General features: G+C 33.6%; 19 protein-coding genes and 1 pseudogene. 19 read left to right on the top strand and 1 reads right to left on the bottom strand.

The window, feature by feature from the left end; genetic code table 11:
* Nucleotides 1-6: 6 nt before the first annotated feature.
* The 14 genes and pseudogenes from murQ to JCM6256_RS10315 all read left to right on the top strand — a co-directional run bounded on the left by murQ (nt 7) and on the right by JCM6256_RS10315 (nt 18,493).
* A complete protein-coding gene (gene murQ, locus JCM6256_RS02490; RefSeq protein ID WP_025080251.1) occupies nt 7-903 on the top strand; it encodes an N-acetylmuramic acid 6-phosphate etherase in 897 nt (298 codons plus the stop codon).
* Nucleotides 904-959: 56 nt separating this feature from the next.
* A complete protein-coding gene (locus tag JCM6256_RS02485) occupies nt 960-2,021 on the top strand; it encodes a MupG family TIM beta-alpha barrel fold protein (protein ID WP_025080250.1) in 1,062 nt (353 codons plus the stop codon).
* Between the two features lie 11 nt (nt 2,022-2,032).
* Nucleotides 2,033-2,887, top strand: a complete 855-nt coding sequence (locus JCM6256_RS02480; RefSeq protein ID WP_025080249.1) for a MurR/RpiR family transcriptional regulator — start codon at nt 2,033-2,035, stop codon at nt 2,885-2,887.
* A gap of 289 nt (nt 2,888-3,176) precedes the next feature.
* A pseudogene (galU, locus tag JCM6256_RS09500) lies at nt 3,177-4,069 on the top strand (UTP--glucose-1-phosphate uridylyltransferase GalU).
* A 54-nt stretch (nt 4,070-4,123) separates the two neighbouring features.
* Nucleotides 4,124-4,645, top strand: a complete 522-nt coding sequence (locus tag JCM6256_RS02470) for a hypothetical protein (RefSeq protein WP_025080248.1) — start codon at nt 4,124-4,126, stop codon at nt 4,643-4,645.
* A gap of 119 nt (nt 4,646-4,764) precedes the next feature.
* On the top strand, nt 4,765-5,811 hold the full coding sequence (locus JCM6256_RS02465; RefSeq protein ID WP_025080247.1) for an Lreu_0056 family protein: 1,047 nt from the start codon (nt 4,765-4,767) through the stop codon (nt 5,809-5,811).
* Between the two features lie 12 nt (nt 5,812-5,823).
* Nucleotides 5,824-6,837 carry a hypothetical protein gene (locus JCM6256_RS02460; protein WP_025080246.1) on the top strand — a complete coding sequence of 338 codons (1,014 nt, stop codon included), beginning with the start codon at nt 5,824-5,826 and terminating at the stop codon, nt 6,835-6,837.
* 483 nt (nt 6,838-7,320) lie between these two features.
* Nucleotides 7,321-8,241 carry a DUF6574 domain-containing protein gene (locus tag JCM6256_RS02450; RefSeq protein ID WP_025080245.1) on the top strand — a complete coding sequence of 307 codons (921 nt, stop codon included), beginning with the start codon at nt 7,321-7,323 and terminating at the stop codon, nt 8,239-8,241.
* 12 nt (nt 8,242-8,253) lie between these two features.
* Nucleotides 8,254-9,903, top strand: a complete 1,650-nt coding sequence (locus tag JCM6256_RS09495; protein WP_025080244.1) for a zinc ribbon domain-containing protein — start codon at nt 8,254-8,256, stop codon at nt 9,901-9,903.
* Nucleotides 9,904-9,922: 19 nt separating this feature from the next.
* Nucleotides 9,923-10,693 (top strand): zinc ribbon domain-containing protein, encoded by a 771-nt coding sequence (locus tag JCM6256_RS02440; RefSeq protein ID WP_025080243.1) that lies wholly within the window; start codon nt 9,923-9,925, stop codon nt 10,691-10,693.
* Nucleotides 10,694-10,807: 114 nt separating this feature from the next.
* Nucleotides 10,808-12,667 carry a Rib/alpha-like domain-containing protein gene (locus tag JCM6256_RS02435; RefSeq protein ID WP_025080242.1) on the top strand — a complete coding sequence of 620 codons (1,860 nt, stop codon included), beginning with the start codon at nt 10,808-10,810 and terminating at the stop codon, nt 12,665-12,667.
* 227 nt (nt 12,668-12,894) lie between these two features.
* Complete coding sequence (locus JCM6256_RS02430) at nt 12,895-13,971, top strand: hypothetical protein (protein WP_025080241.1); 1,077 nt, start codon at nt 12,895-12,897, stop codon at nt 13,969-13,971.
* A 19-nt stretch (nt 13,972-13,990) separates the two neighbouring features.
* Complete coding sequence (locus tag JCM6256_RS10320) at nt 13,991-15,244, top strand: DUF4767 domain-containing protein (protein WP_025080240.1); 1,254 nt, start codon at nt 13,991-13,993, stop codon at nt 15,242-15,244.
* Between the two features lie 240 nt (nt 15,245-15,484).
* A complete protein-coding gene (locus tag JCM6256_RS10315) occupies nt 15,485-18,493 on the top strand; it encodes an SEC10/PgrA surface exclusion domain-containing protein (protein ID WP_025080239.1) in 3,009 nt (1,002 codons plus the stop codon).
* 35 nt (nt 18,494-18,528) lie between these two features.
* Here the strand turns inward: JCM6256_RS10315 and JCM6256_RS02415 are convergent, their stop codons facing one another.
* Nucleotides 18,529-19,677 carry a glycoside hydrolase family 3 protein gene (locus tag JCM6256_RS02415; RefSeq protein ID WP_025080238.1) on the bottom strand — a complete coding sequence of 383 codons (1,149 nt, stop codon included), beginning with the start codon at nt 19,675-19,677 and terminating at the stop codon, nt 18,529-18,531.
* A 109-nt stretch (nt 19,678-19,786) separates the two neighbouring features.
* Between JCM6256_RS02415 and JCM6256_RS02410 the strand changes: the two genes are divergently transcribed.
* The 5 genes from JCM6256_RS02410 (at nt 19,787) to JCM6256_RS02385 (ending at nt 25,487) form a co-directional block, all read left to right on the top strand.
* Entirely contained in the window at nt 19,787-20,413 is a 627-nt protein-coding gene (locus JCM6256_RS02410) for an NUDIX hydrolase N-terminal domain-containing protein (RefSeq protein WP_025080237.1), read from the top strand.
* A 155-nt stretch (nt 20,414-20,568) separates the two neighbouring features.
* The gene (locus JCM6256_RS10310) at nt 20,569-21,417 is read left to right on the top strand and encodes an N-acetylmuramoyl-L-alanine amidase (protein WP_025080236.1); all 849 of its coding nucleotides are present in this window, start codon (nt 20,569-20,571) and stop codon (nt 21,415-21,417) included.
* A gap of 324 nt (nt 21,418-21,741) precedes the next feature.
* Nucleotides 21,742-23,952, top strand: a complete 2,211-nt coding sequence (locus JCM6256_RS02395; protein ID WP_035438170.1) for a nuclease-related domain-containing protein — start codon at nt 21,742-21,744, stop codon at nt 23,950-23,952.
* Complete coding sequence (locus JCM6256_RS02390; protein ID WP_025080233.1) at nt 23,949-24,173, top strand: hypothetical protein; 225 nt, start codon at nt 23,949-23,951, stop codon at nt 24,171-24,173. Before JCM6256_RS02395 ends, JCM6256_RS02390 begins: the two co-directional genes overlap by 4 nt.
* 51 nt (nt 24,174-24,224) lie before the next feature.
* The gene (locus JCM6256_RS02385) at nt 24,225-25,487 is read left to right on the top strand and encodes a TcaA 3rd/4th domain-containing protein (RefSeq protein WP_025080232.1); all 1,263 of its coding nucleotides are present in this window, start codon (nt 24,225-24,227) and stop codon (nt 25,485-25,487) included.
* The last annotated feature ends 30 nt before the right edge of the window (nt 25,488-25,517 follow it).

Genomic DNA, 25,517 nt, shown 5'->3' with positions numbered 1-25,517 from the left:
TATAGAATGAAAATAGAAAATTTAACTACAGAGCAACGTAATCCGTCATCTATGCATATCGATACTGTTTCGACTTCAGAAATGGTAAAAATTATGAATGAGGAAGATCAAAAAGTTGCTGTAGCTGTTGGAACCCAAAATGATCAAATAGCAAAGGCGATTGATGAGGCAGCTAAACGTTATAAAAAAGGTGGTCGATTAATATATATTGGTGCTGGTACGAGTGGAAGATTAGGTGTTCTAGATGCAGCTGAGTTAGTGCCAACTTATGGAATTAAACCTGAAAGAGCTATAGGATTAATTGCTGGTGGACAAGGTGCAATGTATAAAGCTGTTGAAGGGGCTGAGGATGATACTAATTTAGGTGCGAGTGATCTTAAAAAGTTAAACCTCAATGAAAAAGATACAGTCTTAGGATTAGCAGCTAGTGGACGTACACCTTATGTAATTGGTGGTATAGAATATGCTAATAAAATAGGCGCGCTCACTATTTCAATAGCTTGTGTTAAAGAATCTGAAATTGGTAAGCTTTCCAATATTGCAATTGAAGCTTTAGTCGGTCCTGAAGTAGTAACAGGCTCTACACGTATGAAGGCGGGAACTGCTCAAAAAATGATTTTGAACATGATCTCAACGGGAGTTATGATCAAACAAGGAAAAGTTTTTGAAAATGTAATGATTGATGTTATGCCGACAAATTCTAAATTAGTTAATCGAGCAAGTCGGATTATTTCTTCTGTTACAGATGCGACACAAGAAGAAGCAATACAAGCATTGGAGAAAGCAGAAAACAATGTTCCTCTTGCCATTACTATGATTAAAACTAAAACTGATAAAGATAGAGCTCAAAAACTATTAAAGCAATATAATGATAATGTTAGTGAAGTTATCAAGAATAATTAAAGTAAAGCCAAAAAGTGATGATCTTTTTGGCTTTATTTTTATGAAAGGAACAAATTATGTTAGGATTTTCAATTTATTTAAATAAGGATGTAACTTCAGAAACTGAACAATATATTAAGCGTTTAAAGAAAAATAATTTCAATGGGATTTTTACGTCGGTACATATTCCTGAGGAAGATTCTGAAAAGTATAAGGAAAGATTGTTAAAATTAGGGAGTTTAGCTAAAGTTAATAATTTAAATGTAATGGTCGATATAGATCGAAATAGTCTAAAGAAGCTAGATATTTCATTAAGTAGTTTAAATTATTTAAAAAAGCAAGGTATTACTGGACTAAGAATTGATGATAAATTAGCATCTGAGCAAATTGCCACGTTGTCACAAAATATTGAAATTGGGATAAATGGAAGTACTTTTACGGAAGAGGAATTAAGACAATTAAGTATTTTTAATGCAAAAATGGAAAATATTCAAGCATGGTTTAATTTCTATCCATGTCCCGATACAGGAATTAGCCGTCAATTTTTTGAAAAACAGATACGGATGTTTAAAAAGTATGGAATGAAGGTTCAAGCATTTTTTGCTGGTGATGAAAATCGCCGGGGTCCATTATATGAAGGTTTGCCAACCCTAGAATGTCAAAGAACCTATGATCCATTAGCTAGTATTTTAAAACTAAAAGAGCTAGGAGCTGACTTATTTTATTTAGGAGATCCAGGAATAAGTGATGAATCTCTTGATCAAATTAGAACATATCAAGAAACTGGCAGTATAATTCTTTATACGAAAAAAGCAGAAAATGTTTCTGAAAAAATGTACAATTATATTTTAGGAAAGCACAATCAACGTCCTGATCCAGCTGAATATGTGGTACGTTGCGAAGATTCACGAATGCATAAAGTACCAATAATTAATTCAGAAAATGTGATTGAAAGGGTAAAGGGGAGTATTACTTTAAATAATCGCTTTTACCAAAGGTATATGGGAGAGATTCAACTGGTTAAAGGAGATCTTCCTATGAATAAGAAAGTAAATGTAGTTGGAAGAGTAGATAATGGATCGATTTCTTTAATTGATTCAATACAGCCAGGTCAGGAGTTTTATTTATATAAAAAGTAGGTAGTAGCAATATGCATAACATTTTTTCGATAATTAATGGTAAAAGATCACAATTACCTAAAAAAGAACAACTTTTAGGGGATTATATTATTGCCAATCCTAAAAATGTTATTTCTTCCTCAATTCAGAAACTTTCCAAGGATACAGGTATTAGCACTGCAACTATTGTACGATTTTGTCAGGAAATTGGTACTAATGGATTTAGTGACCTGAAATTACAATTAGTTGCTACACAATCAAGTTTAAATAATGTTGATTATCATGAATTTGATGCGGGAGAAGGAATTACTGCAATCAAAAATACTATGGTTACTCGCTTTAAAAGCGTTATTGAAGCTACTCAAATTGGATTAAATGATAGAGATATAAAAAAAGCTGTACAAAAGATTGGTAATTCTTCTCGAATTTTAGTTTATGGGGTTGCTGCCTCTGGACTAGTTGCTAGTGATATGAATCAGAAGTTTATGCGTATTGGTAAGAATATAAACTATATATCTGACTTTCATGTAACTTTAGCTCAGTTAGCTTCATTTACGTCAGATGATTTATTAATTTTAATTAGTAATGATAGTGAAACTACAGAAATTATTGAGTTACAAAAAATTGCGGATAAATTTGGAATCCCAACAATTCTTTTAACAGCCAATCCGCGCTCCTCTCTTGCTAAAAAAGTTGATTTAGTTTTGTTAACTCAAGATGTTGGAGAACCTACAATTAGATCTGGAGCTACGACTTCTTTAATAAGTCAGTTGTTTGTAGTAGATGTACTTGTTTTTTCATATGTATCAACCCATTCGGATAAAGTTATTAAAAATTTGAAGAGGTCTAATGAAGCTACCGCTATACATAAAAATAAAAGCAAATAATTATTTGTTTGGTTAACCTTAAACGGCTAATGGATGTTATCAATAGAAAAGATTATAGAGTTGAAACTGCTTGGAATATATTTCTAAGCAGTTTTTCTGCATATTTGCACATCGCTATGAAATGCTTTTAATATATAGGAAGAAACTCGTCAAAAAAGTTGAAAATTGGCAATTTTGAGTGTTGGGATTTTTTAATATTTGGCATGATAAATGGGTGAAGTGGATGGATTAATTTTCTGGTAGAATAAACGTATAAGTTTTCGCTTTTAGCGAGGGAAGGTTAAAATTTATGAAAGTTAGAAAAGCTGTTATTCCTGCAGCCGGACTTGGTACTCGCTTTTTGCCTGCTACTAAGCTATGCCTAAGGAAATGTTACCAATTGTTGATAAACCAACTATTCAATTTATCGTTGAAGAAGCTAAGAAGTCAGGAATCGAAGATATTTTGATCGTTACTGGAAAGTCAAAGCGTTCTATCGAAGATCACTTTGATGCTAATCCAGAACTTGAACAAGACTTGGCTGCAACGGGTAAGGATGAACTTCTTAAGTTAACACAAGACATTACTGATCTTGGCGTTAATTTATACTTTACGCGTCAACCACACCCAGCTGGACTTGGAGATGCGATTTACCGCGCACGCAGTTTTGTTGCTGATGAACCATTCGTTGTCATGCTTGGTGATGACTTGATGGATGACAAGATTCCTTTGACTAAGCAATTGATGAATGATTATGAGAAGACCCATGCTTCTACAATTGCCGTTATGAAGGTTCCTCATGAAGAAGTTTCTAAGTACGGCGTTATTGCTCCTGAAGGCAAGATTGATGATAAGCTTTACAATGTTAAGAAATTTGTAGAAAAGCCTGCCGTTAAGGACGCGCCAAGTGATTTCGCTATTATTGGTCGTTACTTGTTAACTCCAGAAATTTTTGATATTCTTGAAAATCAAAAACCAGGTCGTGGTGGCGAAATTCAATTAACTGATGCAATTGATACAATGAACAAGACACAACGCGTATTTGCTCATGTCTTTGATGGTCAACGTCATGATGTTGGTAACAAGGAAGGCTACCTTGAAACTTCAATTCAATATGGTTTGAAACACCCACAAACTAGGGATGCATTGCGCAAGTACATTATTGATCTTGGCAAGAAGCTTGAAAAAGAAGATAAGAAATAAAGATATTGATGTATGGAAACTGCTCTTTTTGGAGCAGTTTTTTAGGGAGAAAAAATGAATAATTTTAAAAAGAATATTAGCTTAATTATTGCTACGCTTTTAGTTGTATTTTCAGCATTATCTATTTGTTCAATTCATAGTAATAAAGTTGAAGCCGTAAGTTTGGTAACAAAATATGGTCGAGGCAGTAAATTTACTATTCCAAAAAGCATGCGTGGAACTTGGGTATCAAAAGCAAAGAGAAGTACTTATAAAAAGATAAAACTTACTGCACATACTGTAACTCTTACGCCACAGAAAAAACATGATGGGGAAAGTTATACAGGAAAATGGAATCTCTATTATATGAATGAGAAATATTTTGATAAAGCTTATCATACAAATATTGAGGTTAAAGCAAATAAGTATGCTAACAAGCATCGCTGGGTTGGAGCTCGTAAGGATGGCTCAAAAGAAATCTTCTTTAAGTTGGGATGGTTATTAGATGTTGAGGGGAGTTTTGTGTTACGTCAAAATACCAAAAATACAATTCGCTATTTAAATCCTGAATTTGAAGGCAATTATTATCGTAAATAAAAAGGCTGCTCTTTTTAGAGCAGTTTTTTATTTGGAAAAATATTTCTGCACAGATTTGAAGATAATATTATACTTAGTAATGAAATTTTTGGAGAAGAAGATATAGATGGAGTGAATGAATGAAAAGATTTTGTCCAAATTGTGGAAAACCTGTGGATCCTGATGAAAAATTTTGTTCATCTTGTGGTCAAAACTTGGTAAATCGTCCGCAAGCTGTGAACAATAGTCAATTAATGCAGGCTCAACCGCAATCTCAGACTATTAATACTCAAGTTGTCGCGAATGCGCGTCCGAGAAAAAGTAAAAAATGGCTTATTCTTAGTATAATTGTTGCACTACTAGTTGTGGGTGGTGGAACATATGCGTATAAGTGGCATAAAGATAATCAAGAAGTTCAAGCAACTGTGGATAAAATGTCAAAACGTCGCTTGGCAGGATTAACGATTACTTATGCTCACTTACATTATCGAGATAATGAAGCTTGGAATAAAACTTATCAAGAAGCTATGAATGGTAATGTTGATGTTGAACGCTATAAGAAGTATACGATTGGTGATTCAACAATCACGGCCAAAGGCGATAATTATGTTTACGTAATTAACAAGCGGGCTGTTTTTACTACAGATAATGATAAGGAAAATAGCAAGTCTGATTTAATTTTGGCAGATGGTCGAAAAGAATTAGGTAGAGTTAAAACAACTGATGCTTATAAAGAAGTTAAAAAGCAAGACTTACAAACTTTGAATAAGATAAACAAGGTTGAATTGACTAATCGTCAGTTAGGAATTTTAGCTGCGAGGTTACATTCACCTCAATTTGTTAAAGATGCTATTCAGTTACCTAAATTATCGCATCCCATGCCTAATTATTCAGAAAATGAGCAAGACGGTTTTTCGGAAATTTTAGCTGGAGGAGCTGGTGCAGGAGCTAGTTTATTCTATAAACAAGATGGTAATTCATTGGTAATTAAATATGCTGATGTGGAATATGCAGAAAATCACGGTAAAGCTGCAGCTGAAGCGCCGATTAGAACTAAACGTTTCAATTTATCAGATGTAATTAACAAATATTACTCAACTTCTCAGCAAAAAGAAGAAGTTGATAATTTAGCTGATCAATTAAGAGATGGTTCACAAGTTGATTCAGACGATGATGGTGAAGAGTAACGGGAGAGGAAAATGAAGAATAAAAAGTTAGTTGGGATTATTGTAGCCGCTATTGCGGTTATCTTAGTGTGTTTTGGGGTAATTTATGTTAATCAAGCTCATAAAGATACTGTTCAAACAAACCAAAGCAATAGTACAGGGCTAAAAATTCAAAGAACTAAGCATTCAAATACTCAAAGTAGCAAATCAGAAGACAATTATTCTAATGATGAGTGGATGTTAATGGGCTACATGGCGTATGCTCATGATAATTATGTACAAAGTCGTCATATCCAAAATAATTCAGATTTAGTTACTGATGTAAGCGAAGATCTTGATGACGGTTCATTAAAGGTGGAAAAGAATTCCGCTAATACTTATACCTTGTCTAATAAATTCGGTAGCGTGGATGTTACTGTAGAAAATGATGATGTTAAGGTTGAAAACGATGGTACGACTACGACATCTAAGACAGAATTGAAGAGAACTTTTGCACAATTTGAAAATAAAATTCAAGCAATGACTAAGAATATTAGTGAAGACGGCAATTCTCAGAACAATTCATCATCAACTAAAAATGATTCTGATGATAGTGATAAAGCTGATGGTAATGGTCCGTCAAAACAAAAGCAAGAATTTAATAATTTGGAATTAATCACTGCTGCATATTTAGATGGTTTTGAAGCATCTACTACACAAGGAAAAATTTCTTTAGCTAAAAAAATTTTAGCCAAGGATAATGTTGCAGATAAAGATGTACCAACTGACGATTTTATCAATGGCTTTTATAAAAATGGTGAATATATTAGCATAGCTTCTAACTTAAGTACTTCACATTATGCTGAATTTAAAGTCACGGAAAATAGTGACGATATTGTAAAGAAATATGGAGGAGCAGGAGTATTACAAACAAAGCATCTTTCAAAGAAGAAGATTATTCAAACTTGGCTTCCATATAAAAATGATATTGATCAAATAATGGAACAAATTCAAAAAAATAAAGGTCGTAATGAAGCAATAGGAAGAGCTATTGGTAGAAATAATTAAAAAATTTCATTGCTTTCTCTAGCAAAAAAGATTAGTATAAATGTGTTCAAACAAAAAGTTAATACTGATTTTTAAGTTAGAGAAGACTCAATCTACCTTTTATTAATGATATTTAAATAAGGCATTGAAGCTTCACTAGTTTCAATGCTCTTTTTATGCTCATTTTTAGTGACCTCTTCTCTATCTAAATCGCTTAACTTTGATTTATTTAGAAAGAGGTTTTTTTGATGGAAAAATTTATTAATACAATTATTTTTATCAAAGTAAAATTAATTGCTCAAATTAAAGACATGTTTTCTAATCGTACAGATTGCTTCAAAATTATTAATGTTGATCCAAAGATCTAAAAATATTTTTCTTAAAAAATCAACTATTTTGCATAAAATGATAAGCAAAAATTAAGATTATTGTTTTTTTATTAAGAAATTTATTCTAGAATAGATAAGGTCAAAACATAAGGAAGCATATTTGGAGGAGACTGAAATGAAAACATGCCCTAATTGTGGCTCAAAGATGAGCCCGGATGTAAACTTTTGTACAAATTGTGGAGCTGATATTCGTAATACTCCGCTTGATTCAGAAATTCAAGCACAACAAACTCAAGCGACAATGCCTGTTCAACCACAAGCTCAAGTAACTCAACCCACAGTTCCAGTTACTCAAACAAGAAGAAGTCAAGCTACTCAAATGACTCAACCAACAGTTGCTCAACAAACTATGAGTCAACCACAAACTCAACAATCAAATATTTCTGAAAATGCAGCAAATATGTGGCAATGGTTTGTAAACTCTTGGAAGCATCCCTTTGAAACGCAAACCGCTGAAAGATGGTATGGTTGGGTAACCTTACTTGTTGAAAATGTATTGCTTATCTTAGGATTATATATTTGCGTCAATAAGTACGCTCAAAATCAATTCGGCAATTCAGATATGGGAGAAGCAGCACAAAACGTTGTTTCAAATTTCTCTACATCATTATTGTTTGAATTGTTCTTATATTTAGTGTTAATCGCTGCTGCGATGATTGCCGCTGGATATTATGCTCACAAATTTGTTTATGGTCAAACTGAAAATATTTTTGACTTTATCAACAGAATTGTAAGTTGTAGCAATCTTTCCGCAATTTTGTATGTGGTTTCATTTGTCTGCTTAATCATTGGCTCAGAAGATATGTTAAAGTTAGGTCTTCCATTGGCTGGTATTGCAATGGTCATTTTCAGTTTATCAGTTTATGCCGTTGTTACTGGTGATTCTGCCCCAACTGTTCAAGATAAGTTTTATGGCTTATTAATTGTAGTTGTAATTCAATTCCTAGTAATGTTTATTTTGAGTAAAATCTTTGGGGATGCCGTTTACGGTCAAGTGCAAGATTTAATTCACGGTAGTTTTAACGGCATGTTTTAGGGAGTTTTGATAGTGAAGAAATTTTGTCCAAATTGTGGAACGGAATTAAAAACGAATGCAGATTTTTGTCCGAATTGTGGTTTTAATTTAACAAAGAAGACAAATAAGGTAGCACAAAAAGAAGATGATTCTTCCAATGCTGCAAGCAATTTGTCCGTTAATCCTGCTCATACTAATGAAAAACACGATAGTGAAAAAACAGAGAAGGTTCAAATCTTCTGTCCAAGTTGCGGTCATCCTTTAAAACCTAAAGCAGAATTTTGTTCAAACTGTGGCTACAATTTAAAAACCAAAAAAATGCCAGAACAGCCAGCAGCTTCTACAACAAATAATACAGTAAATGCGCATCAAGCTCCGGTTCGTCAACATAAACCTATGACTTTAAAGAATAAAATTATTCTTTCTGTAGTTGGAGTTTTGGTAGTTGCGTTTATTGCATTTTATGCTTGGGGTAGCAGTTATTACAGTTTAAATAATCAAGTTGATAGAATTACTGCGGGTTTAACTAATCCTAGTCAAGATATTAGTAAGTATGTTACTGCTGATAATGCTACGATGAAGGTTAACAACGATACTGTTAAACCACTTCAAAATTATTACAAGGAACACCAGCCAACAGTTACTAAGCTTAATTCAAATCTTAAGCAAGGTATGGGAAATTCAACTATTCAATTAGTTAAAAATGGTCGTTATTGGTTATTATTCCCTAAGTATCAATTAAAAGTTAAGACTTATCAGCCTCAAATTGTTACTAATCACAGCGATTCAGTTGTAACTGTAAATGGTAAAAATATTGGTAAGTTAAGTAGTAATTCTGATAAATACTACAAAAAACTTAGTTTGGTATTTCCAGGTAAATATCACGTTGTAGTTAAGTCAAAAGTTGCAGGACGTAATTTGTCAGCAACATCAACTGCAAATATTTGGGGCAATAAGACTTTAGATATGGATATTGCTACTCAAACATTCAGCGTTAAGAGTGTTCCAAATGGTGTAGTTTATATCAATGATAAAAAAGTTGGTACATTGGATAGTAACGGTGAAACGACGTTTAAGTCTTACCCAATTACTCGTAATATGGAACTCTATGTTTTATATAACAATGATGGTAAGAATATTAAATCTGAAAATGTAACTGACTTAGCCTCATCTTTTGGTTCATTTGAAGGTAGTGGTTATGATGACGATAACTACTACAGTGACGATGCTAGCGATGAATCAAGCGATGATGTAACTAAGACAGATGATGGTTATATTGTTAAGCCTAAGTGGAAGGGCGTCATTTCAACAAATGATGCAGAATCACTTCTTGGTGATGTTTTCCGCAATGCGGATGATAATGATGATGAATTCGTAGATGGTGCAACCAACAAGGATTACTCTGATTTAAAACAACAACAAAAGAGTTGGGATGATAACGATAATATCGATTCTTGGGATACAGATGTTGATGTAGAAGCTATTTATCCTGCTGGTGACAATAGCTGCAGCGTTGTATTCAAGGTTACATATACTTTTGATAATGGTGATTCCACTAAGAAACAAGTTATGGAATTCAAAGGTGGAATTATCCAAAAAGATGGTTCAGATCAAAAGATCAAGACTATTGGTAAGGGTAAAATGTTAAGTTCTAAGGATGAAAGTTCTGACGACGATGATTAAAGATTAGGGAGAAAATATAATGGTAGAATCAAATATTTCAGCAAATGAAGATAACAAGTTTTCAGTTAGTTTATTAGCATTTTGGGTAAAGGGAAGCATGTCAGTAGATAATAATTTCTTACATATTGATATGCCCAATACTGTATTGTTTGGCTTGATCCCTGCAGGTAAAAGACGTGAAAATACTCCCTTACAAGGTGTTTCTCAAGTTGAAACTAATAGCTCATTTAAATTGGGTGCAATGATTTTTGGTGTTCTTATTGCTTTAGGTGGCTTTTCTGAAATGAAGAGTAGCGGTATTGGTGGTTTAATTCTTGCACTTATTGGAATTTTAATGTTTTTGTCAGGAATAAAAACTCAATTATCTTTTGAAAGAAATGGTGTAAGACAAAGTATTGATGTACCTTTCTTTGAAGGAAGCAAGGTTAGAGAATTTGCTGATAAGGTAACACAAACACTTTCAGGTTACCAAATTGATAGAAATGTACGAATTCAAAATACAAAGCAAACTCAAGATTTAAATGCACAATCTGTTGCTAATACTCAAGCAATTGTTAATGCTATGCAAAATAACAATTCAGTTCCACAAAATCAACAAGTTGTTAATACTCCAGTAAATAATACTCAAGCTCAACCAAATGCTTCAATTCCTAATCCAGCTCCTGATGCTCAAGTTGACAGCTCAACAGGCTCAGACACTAATATGACTAGTCAATTTTGTCCAAATTGTGGAGCCCAAAATGATGCTAGTTCTTCATTCTGTACAAGTTGTGGTACTAAACTTAATTAGTTTAAATATTTAGTATTAAAGCCGTTAGATCTTCATTGATTTAACGACTTTTTTATTTGCTATAATTTAGTAGATAAAGTGGGGAATAAGAAGAAATTAATAAGGGGAATTAATTTGGTATTTGATTGTTCAAAAGAACCGACACTTAGAGAAAAAGTAAAGATAGTTTCATCTAATGGCCAAGATGTTAATTTATATAATTCGGCTGGAGTTAAACAAACTCATACTAGGAAAAACGGTGAAGTAGTTTCTGTTTTTGAAGTTAAAGAAATTAATGGGAAAATTTTTTATCGAATTGGTGGGCAGACTGAATGGCTTGCTAAGGAAGATACTAACTGGAATAAAGCACATGTAGAAAAAGAGTCAAAGGGATTATCCAGATTTACTAATAATGATTTATCTGAAAATGTTTTACCAGATTCTAAGCAGAAACACGAAAGTCAAAATTCTAATAAAGCAAATTATGATCTGAGTGTTAAAAAGGGATTGGTAATTGCCAAGGGAAGTCCAGTTCCTGCTGAAAAAGATTTGAAGAAAGTATTTAAAAATGGAAAGGACTTTCCTGAGGACACAAAATATCAATGGATTTATCCGCCGGACACAGATCAAAATAAGTATACAAACGCAAAAATTAAAGTGATTTTCCCTGATGGTACTACAGGTGAGCGGAGCGTTCATTATAGTATCCAAAATAATGCTCAAAATAGTATCCAAACAAAGAATCCAACTAAACCTGTTGAAGCAAAGAAGGCTTTACCAAACTCTCAACCAGAATTCGTAAATCCGCAACCTGAAGATTTAGATTTCTCTTTTATAGCTAATAATTCATTGATGAAGCCTTTTTATAATAGTATTAATGAGGCGTTGACCCTTTATAAACAAGCCTTTTATAAGCAAATGTCTAATACGATTAGACAGGGATTGGAAATGATTACGGATGATTTGCTTTCTTTAAATCAAATTAATCCTGGTCCCGATTGGAATAGAGCAATTTTGAGCAATCAATTAGGTTATATTGCTCACTTGCGTTTATTACCACAACGAATAATGAATCTTTGCTTTTCAATAAAAAATTATGGCAATATTGGTTCTCATAATAATAAAGTTGCTCGTTTCAATCAGGCTTCGGCTTTGGCGGATTTACAACAATATCATGATTTATTAGTTTATCTTGTTAATACTTATCAGCATCCAAGTAAATTAGTAGCTTATGCGGATATTCAAATTACTGATGAACAAAATAAGCATCGAAATTGGTACCAAAAGCCACGATTGAATCCAGTAAATATAATTTCATTTAGAGATTATATGTATCAAAAGGATCATCCAGTTCCTAAGAAAACACAACCTGTTATCATTCAACAGCCAACGCAGCCAATTCAAATTACTCAAGCAATACCAGTTCAGCCAGAACCTGAACCTTCCCGTAAAATGGGAAAAGGCATGAAGTTCTTAACTTGGTGTTTTGCAATAATTGGAATAATTGTCTTAGCAGGAATTGGTTACGAGTTTTTACAATTGAATTCAAATCAAAGTCAAAACTCAAGTCAACAAGCAAAAACATCGATTAAATCACAAGCTCGAAATTTAACAAATAAACAAACTGTCGCTTTAAGTTTGGTATATGCTGATATGAAATTAGACGGACAATGGCAAAGTGCATATGATCAAGTTGAATCTAGCAACTATAATGTTTCACGGTATAAAGATTATACTTTCGGTGATGCGACTGTAACCGCACAAGGCAAGAACTATGTGTATGTTTTAGAAAAAGACGTAGGCTTTGGATTCCAAGATAAAAGCAATGGTGATCGTTTAGTTACTTTCTTTGATCCCGATCAAAATGATCCTAAAGATAATCCAGTTCATGTTTATACTTATCAAATGTTACGGCAGATAAAAAGTAATGGTGAATGGAACAAAGTGAAAAAAATCGCTAATGAACTTTCTTTTACTGATGAAGAAATTAATTAGATTTGTTCATTTTGATAGTAAATATAAAATTTATCTGTTACAATACGTGTGAGGCAAATCCTCGTGCTCTTTCTTAAAAATTAGTATTTTTTTGTTTGAACATTTTTTATATTTTAAGATTGAGTTGGTTCCAGATTAGTCTGGAACTTTTTTTTGTGCCTTAAATACATTGGGAGTAGAATGTTTAATGATTGAGAAAGTGAAGTATTGGGAGAAAAAATATAGATATGAATGAAAGAAAACAAAATAAGGGTATTTGGTTAGCGATTAGTATAATAATTATCTTATTAATAGCCTTTTTTGCTTTGGCTTATATGAACCATCAAAAAGAAGATCGAATAATGAAGCCTAGCAATAAGATCGAAAAAGTAACCAAAAAGGATGAGCTAGCTGGATTGAGTATTAGGCAAGCAGTGGGTTTATCGATTGTTTACGCACACTTAAGATACTCAGATAATCCAAATTGGAATAATATTTATCAACAAGCTGAAAATGGCAATTTAACAATTCAAAAATATGATAAATATACTTTTTCTGATTCGAATAAGACGGTTGAGCCTCAAGGAACGCAGAGCTTGTATGTATTAAATGATGCTGGGGCTTTAATTGTTACTGATGCAGATAATTTAAAAAAGAGTTCTTTCGTATTCGGAGACAGTAATGAGCAATTAGGACATGTTGATGTTCATACGGCTTATCGTTATGTTAAATCCGAAGGGAAAGTTAACGAATGGAATAAGGTAAGTTCAAAGATTACTGTTGAAAATCAAGTTAAAGAACAAGAGAAGCCATCTACTAATGATGAAAAGCAAGCAGATGCTGCAAGTTCATCGGATAATTCAGATGAAAAGAAGAATGACGGAGAAAATGATAATCAGGGCTTACAGACAGTTCAAATTTCTCCTCGTTTACAGGGGACTTGGTATGCGGCAGGTTTGTTTGCAGAAAAATTGGGTAATACTTTTAAGATTACAAATAACTCGGTAGATGGAAAAACTATTTATAAGCTTACTAATAAGCCAGAAACAGGAAAAGAATTAAAAGCATTTGGTAAGAAATATTATGGTAAATATTTTGCTTTAGAAAATGATAGCAAAGGTTTTTCTATTCTTCCTGCTCAGAGTTTAGAAATAGATGCAAATAGTTATTCTTTGAAGCATATTGATGGGATTGAATGTTTAGTTAATGTTTCAACTGCAATAGCCGGTGTATATTTTAAGAATCCACAAGTTGCTAAACAAATTTCGGAAAAATATGCTGGTGACGATGATGAAACTAAGTTAATGGGAAAAATAGATGAATAGAAAGCGATAGAGGAAAGTTATGAAGTTTTGTCCTAAATGTGGTAAAAAATTAACAGCTAATGATAAGTTTTGTGATCGCTGTGGTGCAGATGTGTCTCAAGTTCCAGCAGCGCGTTCTCAAACACAAAATAATCCTGTTCAGTCAAATGCACCACTTAAAAAAACAGTTAATAAGAGTACAAAAAATAAGCGAATTAGACATAATTGTTTAATCGCTGCTACCTACATTATTTTAATTGCGGCTGGTGGTATGGTGTTCTTCACGCTTCAAAGTCAAAATCATGCTATGAGTTTGCCATTTATTGGCAATAAAAATGCTAAATTTGATGAAACAGCTAAAAAATTAGGCTTTAAAGATAATAATTTATCACCTGATGACATGGCTGGTTTAACTATATCTTTTGCTCATATGCATTTTATGGATGATCCAGATTGGAACCAAGCTTTTGATGCTGCAGAAAATGGTGATTTACATATTCAATCAGTTCCTGAGTATCGTTTTGGTGACTATGATGTTCAAGCTCCAAATGGTGGGGCAGTTTATGTCGTTTCTCCTAATGTGGGTTATGTTGTTTCTGATGTTGCTCATCCTGCTCAGTCAAAAGTTACTTTTGTTAGTCGTAAAGGAGTGGGTAAGGAAGTATTCTTCCCAGCTTTGGCTAAGAAAGTTAGCGATAATAATACTGCAAAAAATAAAGTTCAAACCATTGTTAAGCAAGTCAATGTAAGTAAAAAGACTGCCAAAAGTAGCGATGACTCAAGTCAATCAAGCAGCTCAAGTGATAAGGATACGAATTCATCAACTGACAAGGCAAAAGATTTAACTTGGAATGATGATAAAGAAGAAGAACTTGCCGATTTCATGGCTTCATTTGGTAAAAAAATGAAGCAAAAATATGAAGAATACGATGGTGAAAATTCTATTGAAAATATTGCTGGTGAAAAATATCCTGACGATTTAGAAGATCGTACTTTCAAACTCTATTCAGAAGGCGATGATGATGACGATGATAGTACAGAGATCGATATTGGTTGGGATCCAGAATTAAAGAAGGATTACGATTATCACGTTGTTTCTATTTTTAATTGCAATGTAGGAAATCCTGAGCAGCATATTACTTATTTATTTGCAATTCATGATAATCAGCCTGTAGCCTTGGTTGATCAAACGACTAATGGGGATGCATGTATGGTTAAAGAAACTTCTAATAAAGATGTTAGAAATGCTTTTGCCAACATTATGGCAGGTAAAGATGCCGATTCAGATGACTAATATATAAAAAGTATTGATTTTTCTTTTCAAAAACAGTATATTAAAAGTGTTCAAACAAAAAGCTAAATACTAATTTTTATGGAAGAGAAAACTCAATCCTTTATTAATCGTGATATTAACAAGCATTGGAGCTTTTTCTAGTTTCAATGCTATTTTTGTGCACTTTTTTAGGAATAAAATAAGCAATCTCTTCTTAAAAATAGATCTAGCTCTTCATTTTTTAGGAAGAGGTTTTTATTTATGTCTACAAAAATGTTCAATAATAAATCTGCCATGATTGCCAGCACTGCATTAACAGCGGGAATTGCTTTAGGAACCGTTCAGACGCAGAATATTTCGCAAGTAGTTAAAGCTGATACGGTTAATACTTCTGAAGAAAGTACAACTAATTCTCAAGCTGTACAAAACAATTTGCAAAAAGCACAAGATACTTATAATTCCCAAAAAGAAATTGTAAATAATGCTCAAGAGAATCTTCAATCCGCTCAAGATGTAGCTAATAAATCTAAGGCTGCGTTAGATCAAGCAAATCAAAATGTAGCTGAGCTAGAAAAAAATGGTAATATTCAAGAAATTGAAAAGCAGATCGCTAAGCAACAAGAAGTAATTCAAAATACGCAAAAGTCTGCAGATAACTTTGCGAATAATGCTTCAGCTCATAAGTCCGCAGTTATTTCTGCCCAAAATGAATATAACCAAGTTTCTGTAGCTCAAAATGCTCAAGCTGAAAAAACTCAAAATGCTGATCAAGTTGCTAAGGCTGCCCAAGAAAAAATTGATCAAACTAAAGCCGAAAAATTAAATCAAGATCAAGAAGATGCGCAAAACAAATTTGATCAAGATATGCAGCAATATAATCATTACGATTATCAAGTTAAACAAGACAATAAGAATTTATCTGATACCCAAGCTAAATTAGATCCGGCTAAAAAAGTAGCTGAAATAGCGAATACACATTTTATTTCTGCAACTAATGAGAATACTCAAGCTCAAGATGCTAAAACGGATGCCTTAAATAAAGTTACGCAAAAGCAAATTGCTTATGATCAAGAATTTGGCAAAAATGGTACCTTAGGAATTTTAGAAAAACAAACAAATGGGAATTTAGACTATGAAAACACCGTAAAATTACCATTTACTCTCGATGAATTAAGAGCTGCAGATAATCAAGATACTGATGCCAACTGGAATCAAATTGTTAATTCATCAGAAAAAGCATTTAAAGATGAGCATAATCAATTTAAGAGTGAGTCAAAAGATGAAGATGAGGAGAAAGTTGATCCTAAGAATCTTACTCCGGCACAAGCGCGTCAACTAAGTGAATATACTTTAAGAATTATTAATGATGCACGTTCACAATTGAATTTGCCAAAATGGACTTACGGGATTAATACTCAAAGTTTGGCTAATGATATTGCTAAAGATTATGATGAGCATGGTAGAAGTAATCGCCAAGGACACTATGTTGAAGGAATTGTCCGTGAAGCTAAAAAGCATGGCCTAGCAATTGATCAAAATTATATTGAAGATATGTATGCTTTTTATGCTCCACTTGATAAGCAAATGACAATGACTCAAGTGAAGAAGGAACTTTACGATAATTTAAAAGGGATGTTTCTTGGTAATGTCTGCAATCCTGGCTCCGCTCCTGAATATCATCATGCTAATAATTTCTTAGGAGATATGCCAGCTACTTATGCCTTGAGTTTATCTAATCAAAAAGAAGATGATCATGATTTTGTAACTACTCACTTTATTAACGTAACGTCTGGCAAAGTTCCTCTAGGAAATGGCAGATATATATCAGGTATTGTCGAGGCTTCTAAAAACAATGGCGGTAGTTGGCAAGCCGATCCAGATGCTGATAAAACTTTGAATGATCAAATAAATCAATTGAAAACTCAAAGTGCTGATAAACTTACTGAATTAAACAATTTAAAACAAAACTTAGCAGCTTTGAGTCAAACAGCTGTTAATACGCAGATTGCTTACACTTCAGCTAAGACTGCGTACGATCAAGCAAATAAACAATTGAAAGATATTCAAGATCAGATTTCTTCTAATAAGCAAGTATTAGATACTGATAATGCAAAGATGAAGCAATTAAAGCAAGATCTGGCTAATGATAAAGATGCAATGAAGAATGCTAAGCAGGCTCTTGATGACTTCAATAAAGAAAATCAAATATTGGTTTCTGATTATCAAGCTAAGGCAAAGGTAGCTAAGCAAGAACATGATAATTTAGATAGTTTAACTAAAACGGCTGCTAATAAAAAACAGATTTTAGATGAAGCTGCTGCTGAACAAACTAAATTAGATAATTTAGCTAAAGAAGCCGAAGAGGCAGTTAACACTGCTAAACAAGTTTTGGCTAAACATCAAAATCATTTGGTTGCTTTAAAGCAGGCGTTAAATGATCAAACTGCGAGTCAAAAAGACTATGATGAAAAAGCTAAGTTAGTTGATGAATTAACTAATAAGCTTACTGATGAACAAAATAATTTGTCTCAAGCAAGTGATAATCTTGACCAAGCTCAAAAGTTGGTAGATTTAGCTAATAGTCAAGCTAATGAAAATGATGAAGATTCTGAGGATACAGAAGTTATTTTGCCTGAACAAGATTCCCAAGATGAACAATTAGGTGAAGAATCTAATAATGATCAATTTATAGTTTCAGATGATTCTCAACCTGTTTCTAATATTAGTTATTCTGTAAAAGATACTAATCCTGCTAAGAATTATCAAAATGATTCACATCGAATTATTCTTAAAAAAGTTTCTAATAAGAAGATAAATAATTATAACCAAACGGTTGTTAAAAAGGTTTACGTTCCAGTAATTAATCATAATCGCAACTGGCGTGTAAATTTATACAATAATCAAGGACAAGAAACAGGTCAAACTATTGCTACTAATACTAACTGGCAAGCATTAGAACAAATGATGATTAACGGACAACTTTTTTACAGAATTGGAACCAATGATCAATGGCTTCCAGAAAAATATGTAAAGGCTGATCCAAAGAATACTGATGAACAGGCATTTAAAGGCATAGCACATATTATTTCTACTTCGGGAATGATTCCATTAATTGATGAAAATGGTAACTTTACTGGTAAGTTTATTAATCCTAATACAACTTGGAAAGTAATTGCTATTAAGTGGGTTAATGGCCAAGAAATGATCCGTATTGGTACAGAAAAGCAATGGGTATCAATGAAATACGTTGATCGATTAGTTGAAGATTAAAATAAAAAAGTTTCTGGAGAATCCAGAAGCTTTTTTCATTTTAGAATATGTAGTTTTTGTTTCAGCTTTAGAATGCGATAAACGGAATGATTAACTTGTTTCATTGAGATTTGCTTATTATGAATGGCTTTTTTAATGGCTGGAATTCCGGTTGAGGGATTTCCACCTAATAAAATGTCATTGCCAGCTTGTAATGCTAAGACATCCGCATTTAGTGAATGTTTTTGAGCAAATTGCGTTATGGCGCCCATTTCTAAATCATCAGTCATAATTAAACCAGTATAATGCATCTTTTTACGCAAAAATTGATGAACGAGTGGTGAAAGGGATGCAGGATATTGAGCATCTAGATTTTTAATAATAATGTGTGAAATCATGATATTATCGACTTTTGCTTTAATTCCCGCTCTAAATGGCAATAAATCATTTTCTTCGTATTTATTGAAAGGCTTGTTAATTTGTGCAAAGCCAGTATGTGTATCGCCAGCATCACCATAGCCTGGGAAATGCTTTAAGGTAGCAGCAACATTTTGACTTTGAATGGCCTTAACTGCAATAGGAATATAATTGGCAGTTTCTTGATAACTTTTTCCTAAAGTTCGCTGATAAATAAAACTATTAGAATTTTTGGCTACATCAGCAACAGGTGCGAAGTTTACATTAATCCCATTTTTATGTAAAAGTTTTGCAACCTCGGAATTTTCTTTTTTAATTCCCGCAATACCAGATTTTTGGTAAATTTCTTGCGGACTAGGAAAACTTCGATCAGTAATTTGGGGATTTGTATTTAACCTGGAGACTGTTCCACCTTCTTGATCTGTACCGATGAATAAACCGTGCTGGCTATTTTTTTGATAGTCTTTGATTTCTTTATGAAATTTTTCTTTAGTACGATCTTTAAAATCAGGTCCAAATAAGGCGATTCCACCTAGTTGATATTTGTTTATTTCATTTTTCGTTTGCGAAAAGTTTCCATTACTATGAATAAAATAAAGTTGACCTATTTTTTCATCAAGGGACATAGCGTTGAGTATTTTTTGAACTTTATCAGGTTTCTTTTTATTTTTTTGAATTTTTAGAATATTAGTAGAGTTTCTCTTTTTTTCGTTTCTTTGCTTAGTGCATCCGCTAATTAATAGGGAAATACTGATAAGGATCGTTAAATAAATATATCTTTTTTTCATATTTTCACTTTCTAGGTATTGATATAATTTCAATTTTAATACAAATTAAGTAGGAGAATTAATGAATTTTAACGGAACTATTGAAAATTAAGCGAAAGGACCAACTAAAATGAAAACAAATGATCAATTCACTGACTGGGCAGCTGAGCTCCAAAGTTTAGCCCAAGCGGGACTAGAATATGGTAAAGATATTTTTGACTGTGAGCGTTACACACGAATTCGTGAAATTGCTGTAGAAATGATGGCTGAAAGAACAGGTCTTCCGCTTGAAAAAATGAAGACATTGTTTGCAGGTGACGAAGGTTATCAAACACCTAAGATTGAAACCCGTGCTGCGATTTTTAAAAATAATAAAATTTTAATGGTCAAAGAACGGATGTCACAAGATTGGTCGCTCCCTGGTGGTTGGAACGATTACGATTTATCCGTTTCAGAAAATTGTGTTAAAGAAGCAAGGGAAGAATCCGGCCGTGACGTTAAGCCAATTTTGTTAATTGCACTTCAAGATCGCAACCGTCATAATAAGCCCATTCGTGTCACGAACATTATGAAGGCCTTTTTCCTATGTGAAGAAATTGATGGTAAATTTCAGGCAAACGATGAAACAGAAGAGTGCCGATATTTTGCATTAGATAATTTACCCAAATTGTCGGTTGAACGTAATACGAAAGAACAGATTGCCATGTGTTTTGATGCATATCATCATGCCGATACTTGGAAGACTTTATATGATTAAAATCCAAAAATAAAGTACCAATTTTCATCTAAGAATGTATCTAATGGACTTCATGCTGATCAAATAATATAATAAATAACAAGAGTTTAATTCCGTTACGATAAGTAACGGTTTTTTAGTGTGAATCTCAAGATTATAAAGATAAGAGCAAAGATATGAGTGAAAAACGGAGAGAAACGCGGGTTGAACGCAATCATTATTTGCGGCGCCATCCTAGCGCGCGTTACGGCATACTTGCCATTATTATGGTTCTTGTTGTAGCCGGGCTTAACTTCCAAGTTATGCCAAATATCAATACTTATATTAACAGCAATCATTTTAAATATAGCGGCGTTGAAAAGATAAACAGTTCCAGCAAGAAAGACGGAGAATATCGTCACAATAAGCCAGAAGGAATTGTCGTACAATCGACGGCTCATAATATTTCACAAATAAAAAATGATAATGTGCATGCAATTGTTGACCAAGACCAAGTTATGCAGTTAAAGTCAACACGGCATGCTGCTTCAGAAGCGGGGCGTGCAGCCAATCATCGTTACATTCAAGTTGAACTTTGTCAGGCAGGAAGCTTGGAAGGTTTTGCCAAAGGAATTAACAATGAAGCAATTTATGTAGCGAGTTTGCTTCATAAATATCATTTGAAGCCTATGCGGGCAAGTATTACCCAACATACTTGGAGTCCTCACAAAAAGCTTCTGGCTCGTGAAGATGCAGGTAAGAATAAGCCCGGCGGTATGGGGACAGTTTGGTCAGAAAGTGAAGTTAATACTTTGCTTGGCGGCACCAAGCGCACGGATCCCGATGATTATTTTTCAAAATATGGCTATGATATGGGGCAATTCTATGATTTAGTTTGCCAATATTACTATGGCCGTGAAGTCCATGTTCCTGCTGGTCTTGCTATGCTCAATAATTTATTAGAATATTTGCGATGGATTATTGTTATTGTTTGCATTCTAGTTTTGATTTGGTTATTAATCATGCCAACTGATTTTTGGTCCTAATTTTTAAACCTAAAGTATTTGCTTTAGGTTTTTTCTTTTCCTTAAGATTGTGCTTTTTCATTATACAAAATTGGACAAAAATGGTCTTTAAAGCTTATCATTAAAACAAGAAATTAAATGGAATGAATTATAAAAAATGAAAGATACGGTTACCAGAAAATCTTTTGCTTTTATTAAGAAGAGCAAAAAATTCGATTTTTTACATGGCTTTAAAAATAATCAGGAAGAGCCGTCTATAGACTTATATGATGCTTTGGTAGGACAAGATTTCCAAAGCGTTTTTATTTATACGGTAATAAAAAATATGCGGCTGTGAATGAAAGAATGAAGGAACTTAGCGAGCTTCTTTTAGATGAGCTATATAATTTTGAACCGATTATTCGCGTAAGCCAAAAGGATTGGCAATCTTGGAATAGGCTGGATTATTTACGTAAATTGCGGAAATTATCCGAATGGAATTTGATAGATGCAAAGACGCAGGTAAGACTGGTTAATGAGAGTCGTGATGACTTAAGTGGTGAGCGTGGTGCTGCACGAAAAATCGTGGATTTTTATCATATCTTGGTTTATTTTTGCCAGCGTTATGAGGCGGAAATTTTGCCGGATAACCTACGAGAAAATCTTAAAGAACAAAACTTTTTTACTCAAGAAGAATTGGCCAAAGAAATTGTTGCGGCGAGCGATTTACGCGGAAAAAAAGAGACTGATCAGCTAGTTTTAGAAGAATTTACTGATTTAAAAAAGCAGATTAAGGCGCCGAAGTTGTGGCCGTTTTATGTGAGTATTTTACTTTTATTGCTAATCATTGGCGTGGTGCTCAAGGTCCCATTTGAATATATTGCTTATGGTGAAGTCGCTATGGTGGCATGCATGGTGATCGCACAGATTTTTGACTTTATTAAGCGTTATAAATTTCACCGTTACGGACGGAAAATTAATAAAGAACGCGACGATTTTTTAGAAAAAATTGCTGAATTGGAAAATAAAAAAGCGGATCTGCTCAAGCAGGTGGATTTACAACAGTATCCGTATCCTAGATTTTCTCGTGGAATTCAGAAGTTTAATTTGCTTGAAACAGTGAATGGCAAGCTGATTACACGTAATATTTACGATTGGAAATTATTAAAAAAGCAATTAGTTTATGATCATTATGGTCAAAGATTAGAAAAGAGGGCTTTTTCCAACAAGTATCCTGTTCAGGTTTTAACGGATTATACTGATCGCCTTACACAAAAATTATGTATTAAAAATGGAAGAAAAATTTCTGTTGCTGAATATGAGGCTACGTATGGTTTAAGAATTTGGCGTGAAAAACAGGTTTTGCTTTTGAAAGAAAAAATTCAAAAGAGTATTGAAGAAATTAAAGCTTTGCACAAGCATTATCCCGTTAGTTCATGGATTAAACCAGAGATTCTGCGTGATGATAAAGCTTTGGCAATGCTTCAAACCGTCGAATATTATGGGCGTGATTTGCTTAAGCTTGATGAAGACAAAAATGCACGCGTGGAGCATGATTTATCCCATCATAATTTAACGGGAACGCAATATTTAAATCAATTTTTCGTACAGTATAACGCCGAACGGCGCGATGCTTTAAAGATTTTTTCTGATTTTGCACGTGAAGTTCGGGATAATGACTTAAGGAATAATTTATTAGAAACTTTGGCTGATTTACCCGATGCTAAAATGCCGTCGCAGCATGCTTTTCAAACTTTGAGTCATAATTTGGCTGGTGGAGCCGGCGAACGACTTGTACGTTGGCGATTAGCACAATATCCAGAATTTAAAGCTTTTAACAATTTAGTTTTTCCAAGTACGCATACGAATAATGCAAAAACACAAATTGATCATTTGGTGATTACCCGTAAAGGAATTTTTCTTTTAGAAACAAAAACTCGTAATTTGGTAGATAACATTTATCATGCGCAAAATTCCAGCACATATGAATTTAAGAATCAGATTATGCTTCATCAAAATGCAATTTATCGTCGTCTTTATGAGCAAGCCGAAAGTAAAAGTAGGGCAGTCAGAATCGTTGCCGACAAGGTACTGAAAAATTTTGCTGTTTATAATGTTTTGCTGGTTATCAGTCGCTATGGCGAGCAGAAATTTCCAATTGATCGGCCTAATTTTTATCGTGAAGGTAAGTCATCCGCAAATATTCAAATTACCAATTTGAACATGCTTCCTGATTATTTGTTGCATGCTGGCAAAGATGATTTTGTGCTAAGTGATACCGAAATGGAAGTTTTGGCACAAATTTTGCAAACAGATTTGCATGATGTTGATCATGAAAGTTGGATGCTTTTTCCGCAAGTTAATTGGAATTTGGCCGATTACTTTGGCAATGTGAATAAAATTAAACTATTTATGCAGGGTACTGCGGAATTGACCGAAAAGATTATGGCTTTAAAGAAGCAAATGCTTGATTTGGAAAACTTTCAGCAGGAATGTCAAATGTTTGATGAGGCTTATAAATTAGTTGGTAAAGAAAATACAAATGAAACAGAGAGCTTATTAGGTGAAGTCAAATGAAAGATGTTGATACGATAATCACGGAAATAGATGAGCTGGAAAAGGAAAAAGAGCAGACGATTAGGGATGCACGTAAACGAATTAAGAAGCAAAAAGAAAATTTGAAGACTCAAAAGGTGCAAATTCAAGGAGCTAAAAGTGATCGTTGGGTTCGAGCTGGTTTGATTTTCATGGTAGGTATAGTCGTCATGATTGCTTTTTGGTGCATTGCAGATCTTTAGCTACTTTTCTTTGTCTCTTTAGGTTAGAATGAACTAAAGTAGGTGGAAAAAATGACTAAGAAAAAAACAACGAAAAATAGACATCGTAGTTTGATCACAGCATTGGTGATCGTTATCGCCTTGGGCATTTTTTACGCCTTAGGCAACATTTATTATCAACGCGATCGCCAAATTGATCGCATTATTGCCAGCTTGCAGCAACCAAGTCGAAATATTACTTCTTATGTTCAGGCATCAAATCCTGATATGGAAGTTACGGATGCTAAGTTGAAGCCATTGCAGCGATATTTTAGAGAAAATAAAAATGCAGCTAAAACTTTAGGGCGCAATTTGCGTAATGGCAAAGACAGCAGTCAAATTCAATTAATTGAAGATGGGCGCTATTTTTTGCTTTTTCCGAAATATCGGATTCGCGTAAGAGTTTATATTCCGCAAGTTGAGACTAATAATCCCAAGTCGACTTTATATGTGAACGGCAGAAACTTTGGACAAATGGAAGGTGCCGACCAAAACTTCTATCAAGATTTAGGTATGGTTTTCCCTGGTCGTTATCATTTAGCTGTTAACACTGAGGTTCAAGGTCGTAAGCTAAAGGCTAGCTCAGTTACCAACATTTGGTCGAATCGAACGGTCAATATGACGATTAAGACGGGAACTTTTCAGATTCGTAGCGTTCCTGATGGCATGGTTTATATTAATGATCGCCGGGTTAAGCGACTTGATAAAAATGGCCAGGCTGTCTTCAAGAATTATCCATTGTCAAAAGACATGGAATTATATATTGAAACTAAGTATAACGGCATCAAGATTCGTTCTTACAAAGTAAAAGATTTGTCGAGTTCGATTGAAACAGAATTTAGTAAGAGTGATGATGACGTTAGTGATTATGCCAACGCGCCAAGCTATAACGGCAATGAAGCCGATGATGTCTATCAAGATGTTGAAGGCGATTATATTGTTAATCCTTTGTGGCCGGGCTTGATCGATCAAGCTGAAGCAGAAAAGATCTTGACGCAATCTTATACGAAGACTGTTGATGATGCTTTTGAAAAAGGCAAGGATAATGCGGAGTACAAGGCATTGCAAAAGACGGTTAAAGAGTTTGCGAAGAGTAAGGCTCATCTGAAAATCCAAGCTGTGGTTACTAAGATTTTGCCAGCCGGTAAAAATTATAGTGAAGTAAGCTATCAGCTTGTGTATAAGTATCATCACAAGGGCAAAAAATATCGTAAAACGATTAATTATCAAAATGCGATTTTCCACAAAGTTGGAGATAAGCAGTTGATTCAAAAATTAGGTACAAAAGTAAGTTAAAGAAAAAGGGCTTAGAGTTTCTAAGCCCTT

The sequence above is a fragment of the Lactobacillus hamsteri DSM 5661 = JCM 6256 genome, from assembly GCF_000615445.1.
GTDB lineage: Bacteria > Bacillota > Bacilli > Lactobacillales > Lactobacillaceae > Lactobacillus > Lactobacillus hamsteri.
Note: the sequence above shows the minus strand (reverse complement) of the source record. Positions and strands in the feature narration are given on the sequence as shown.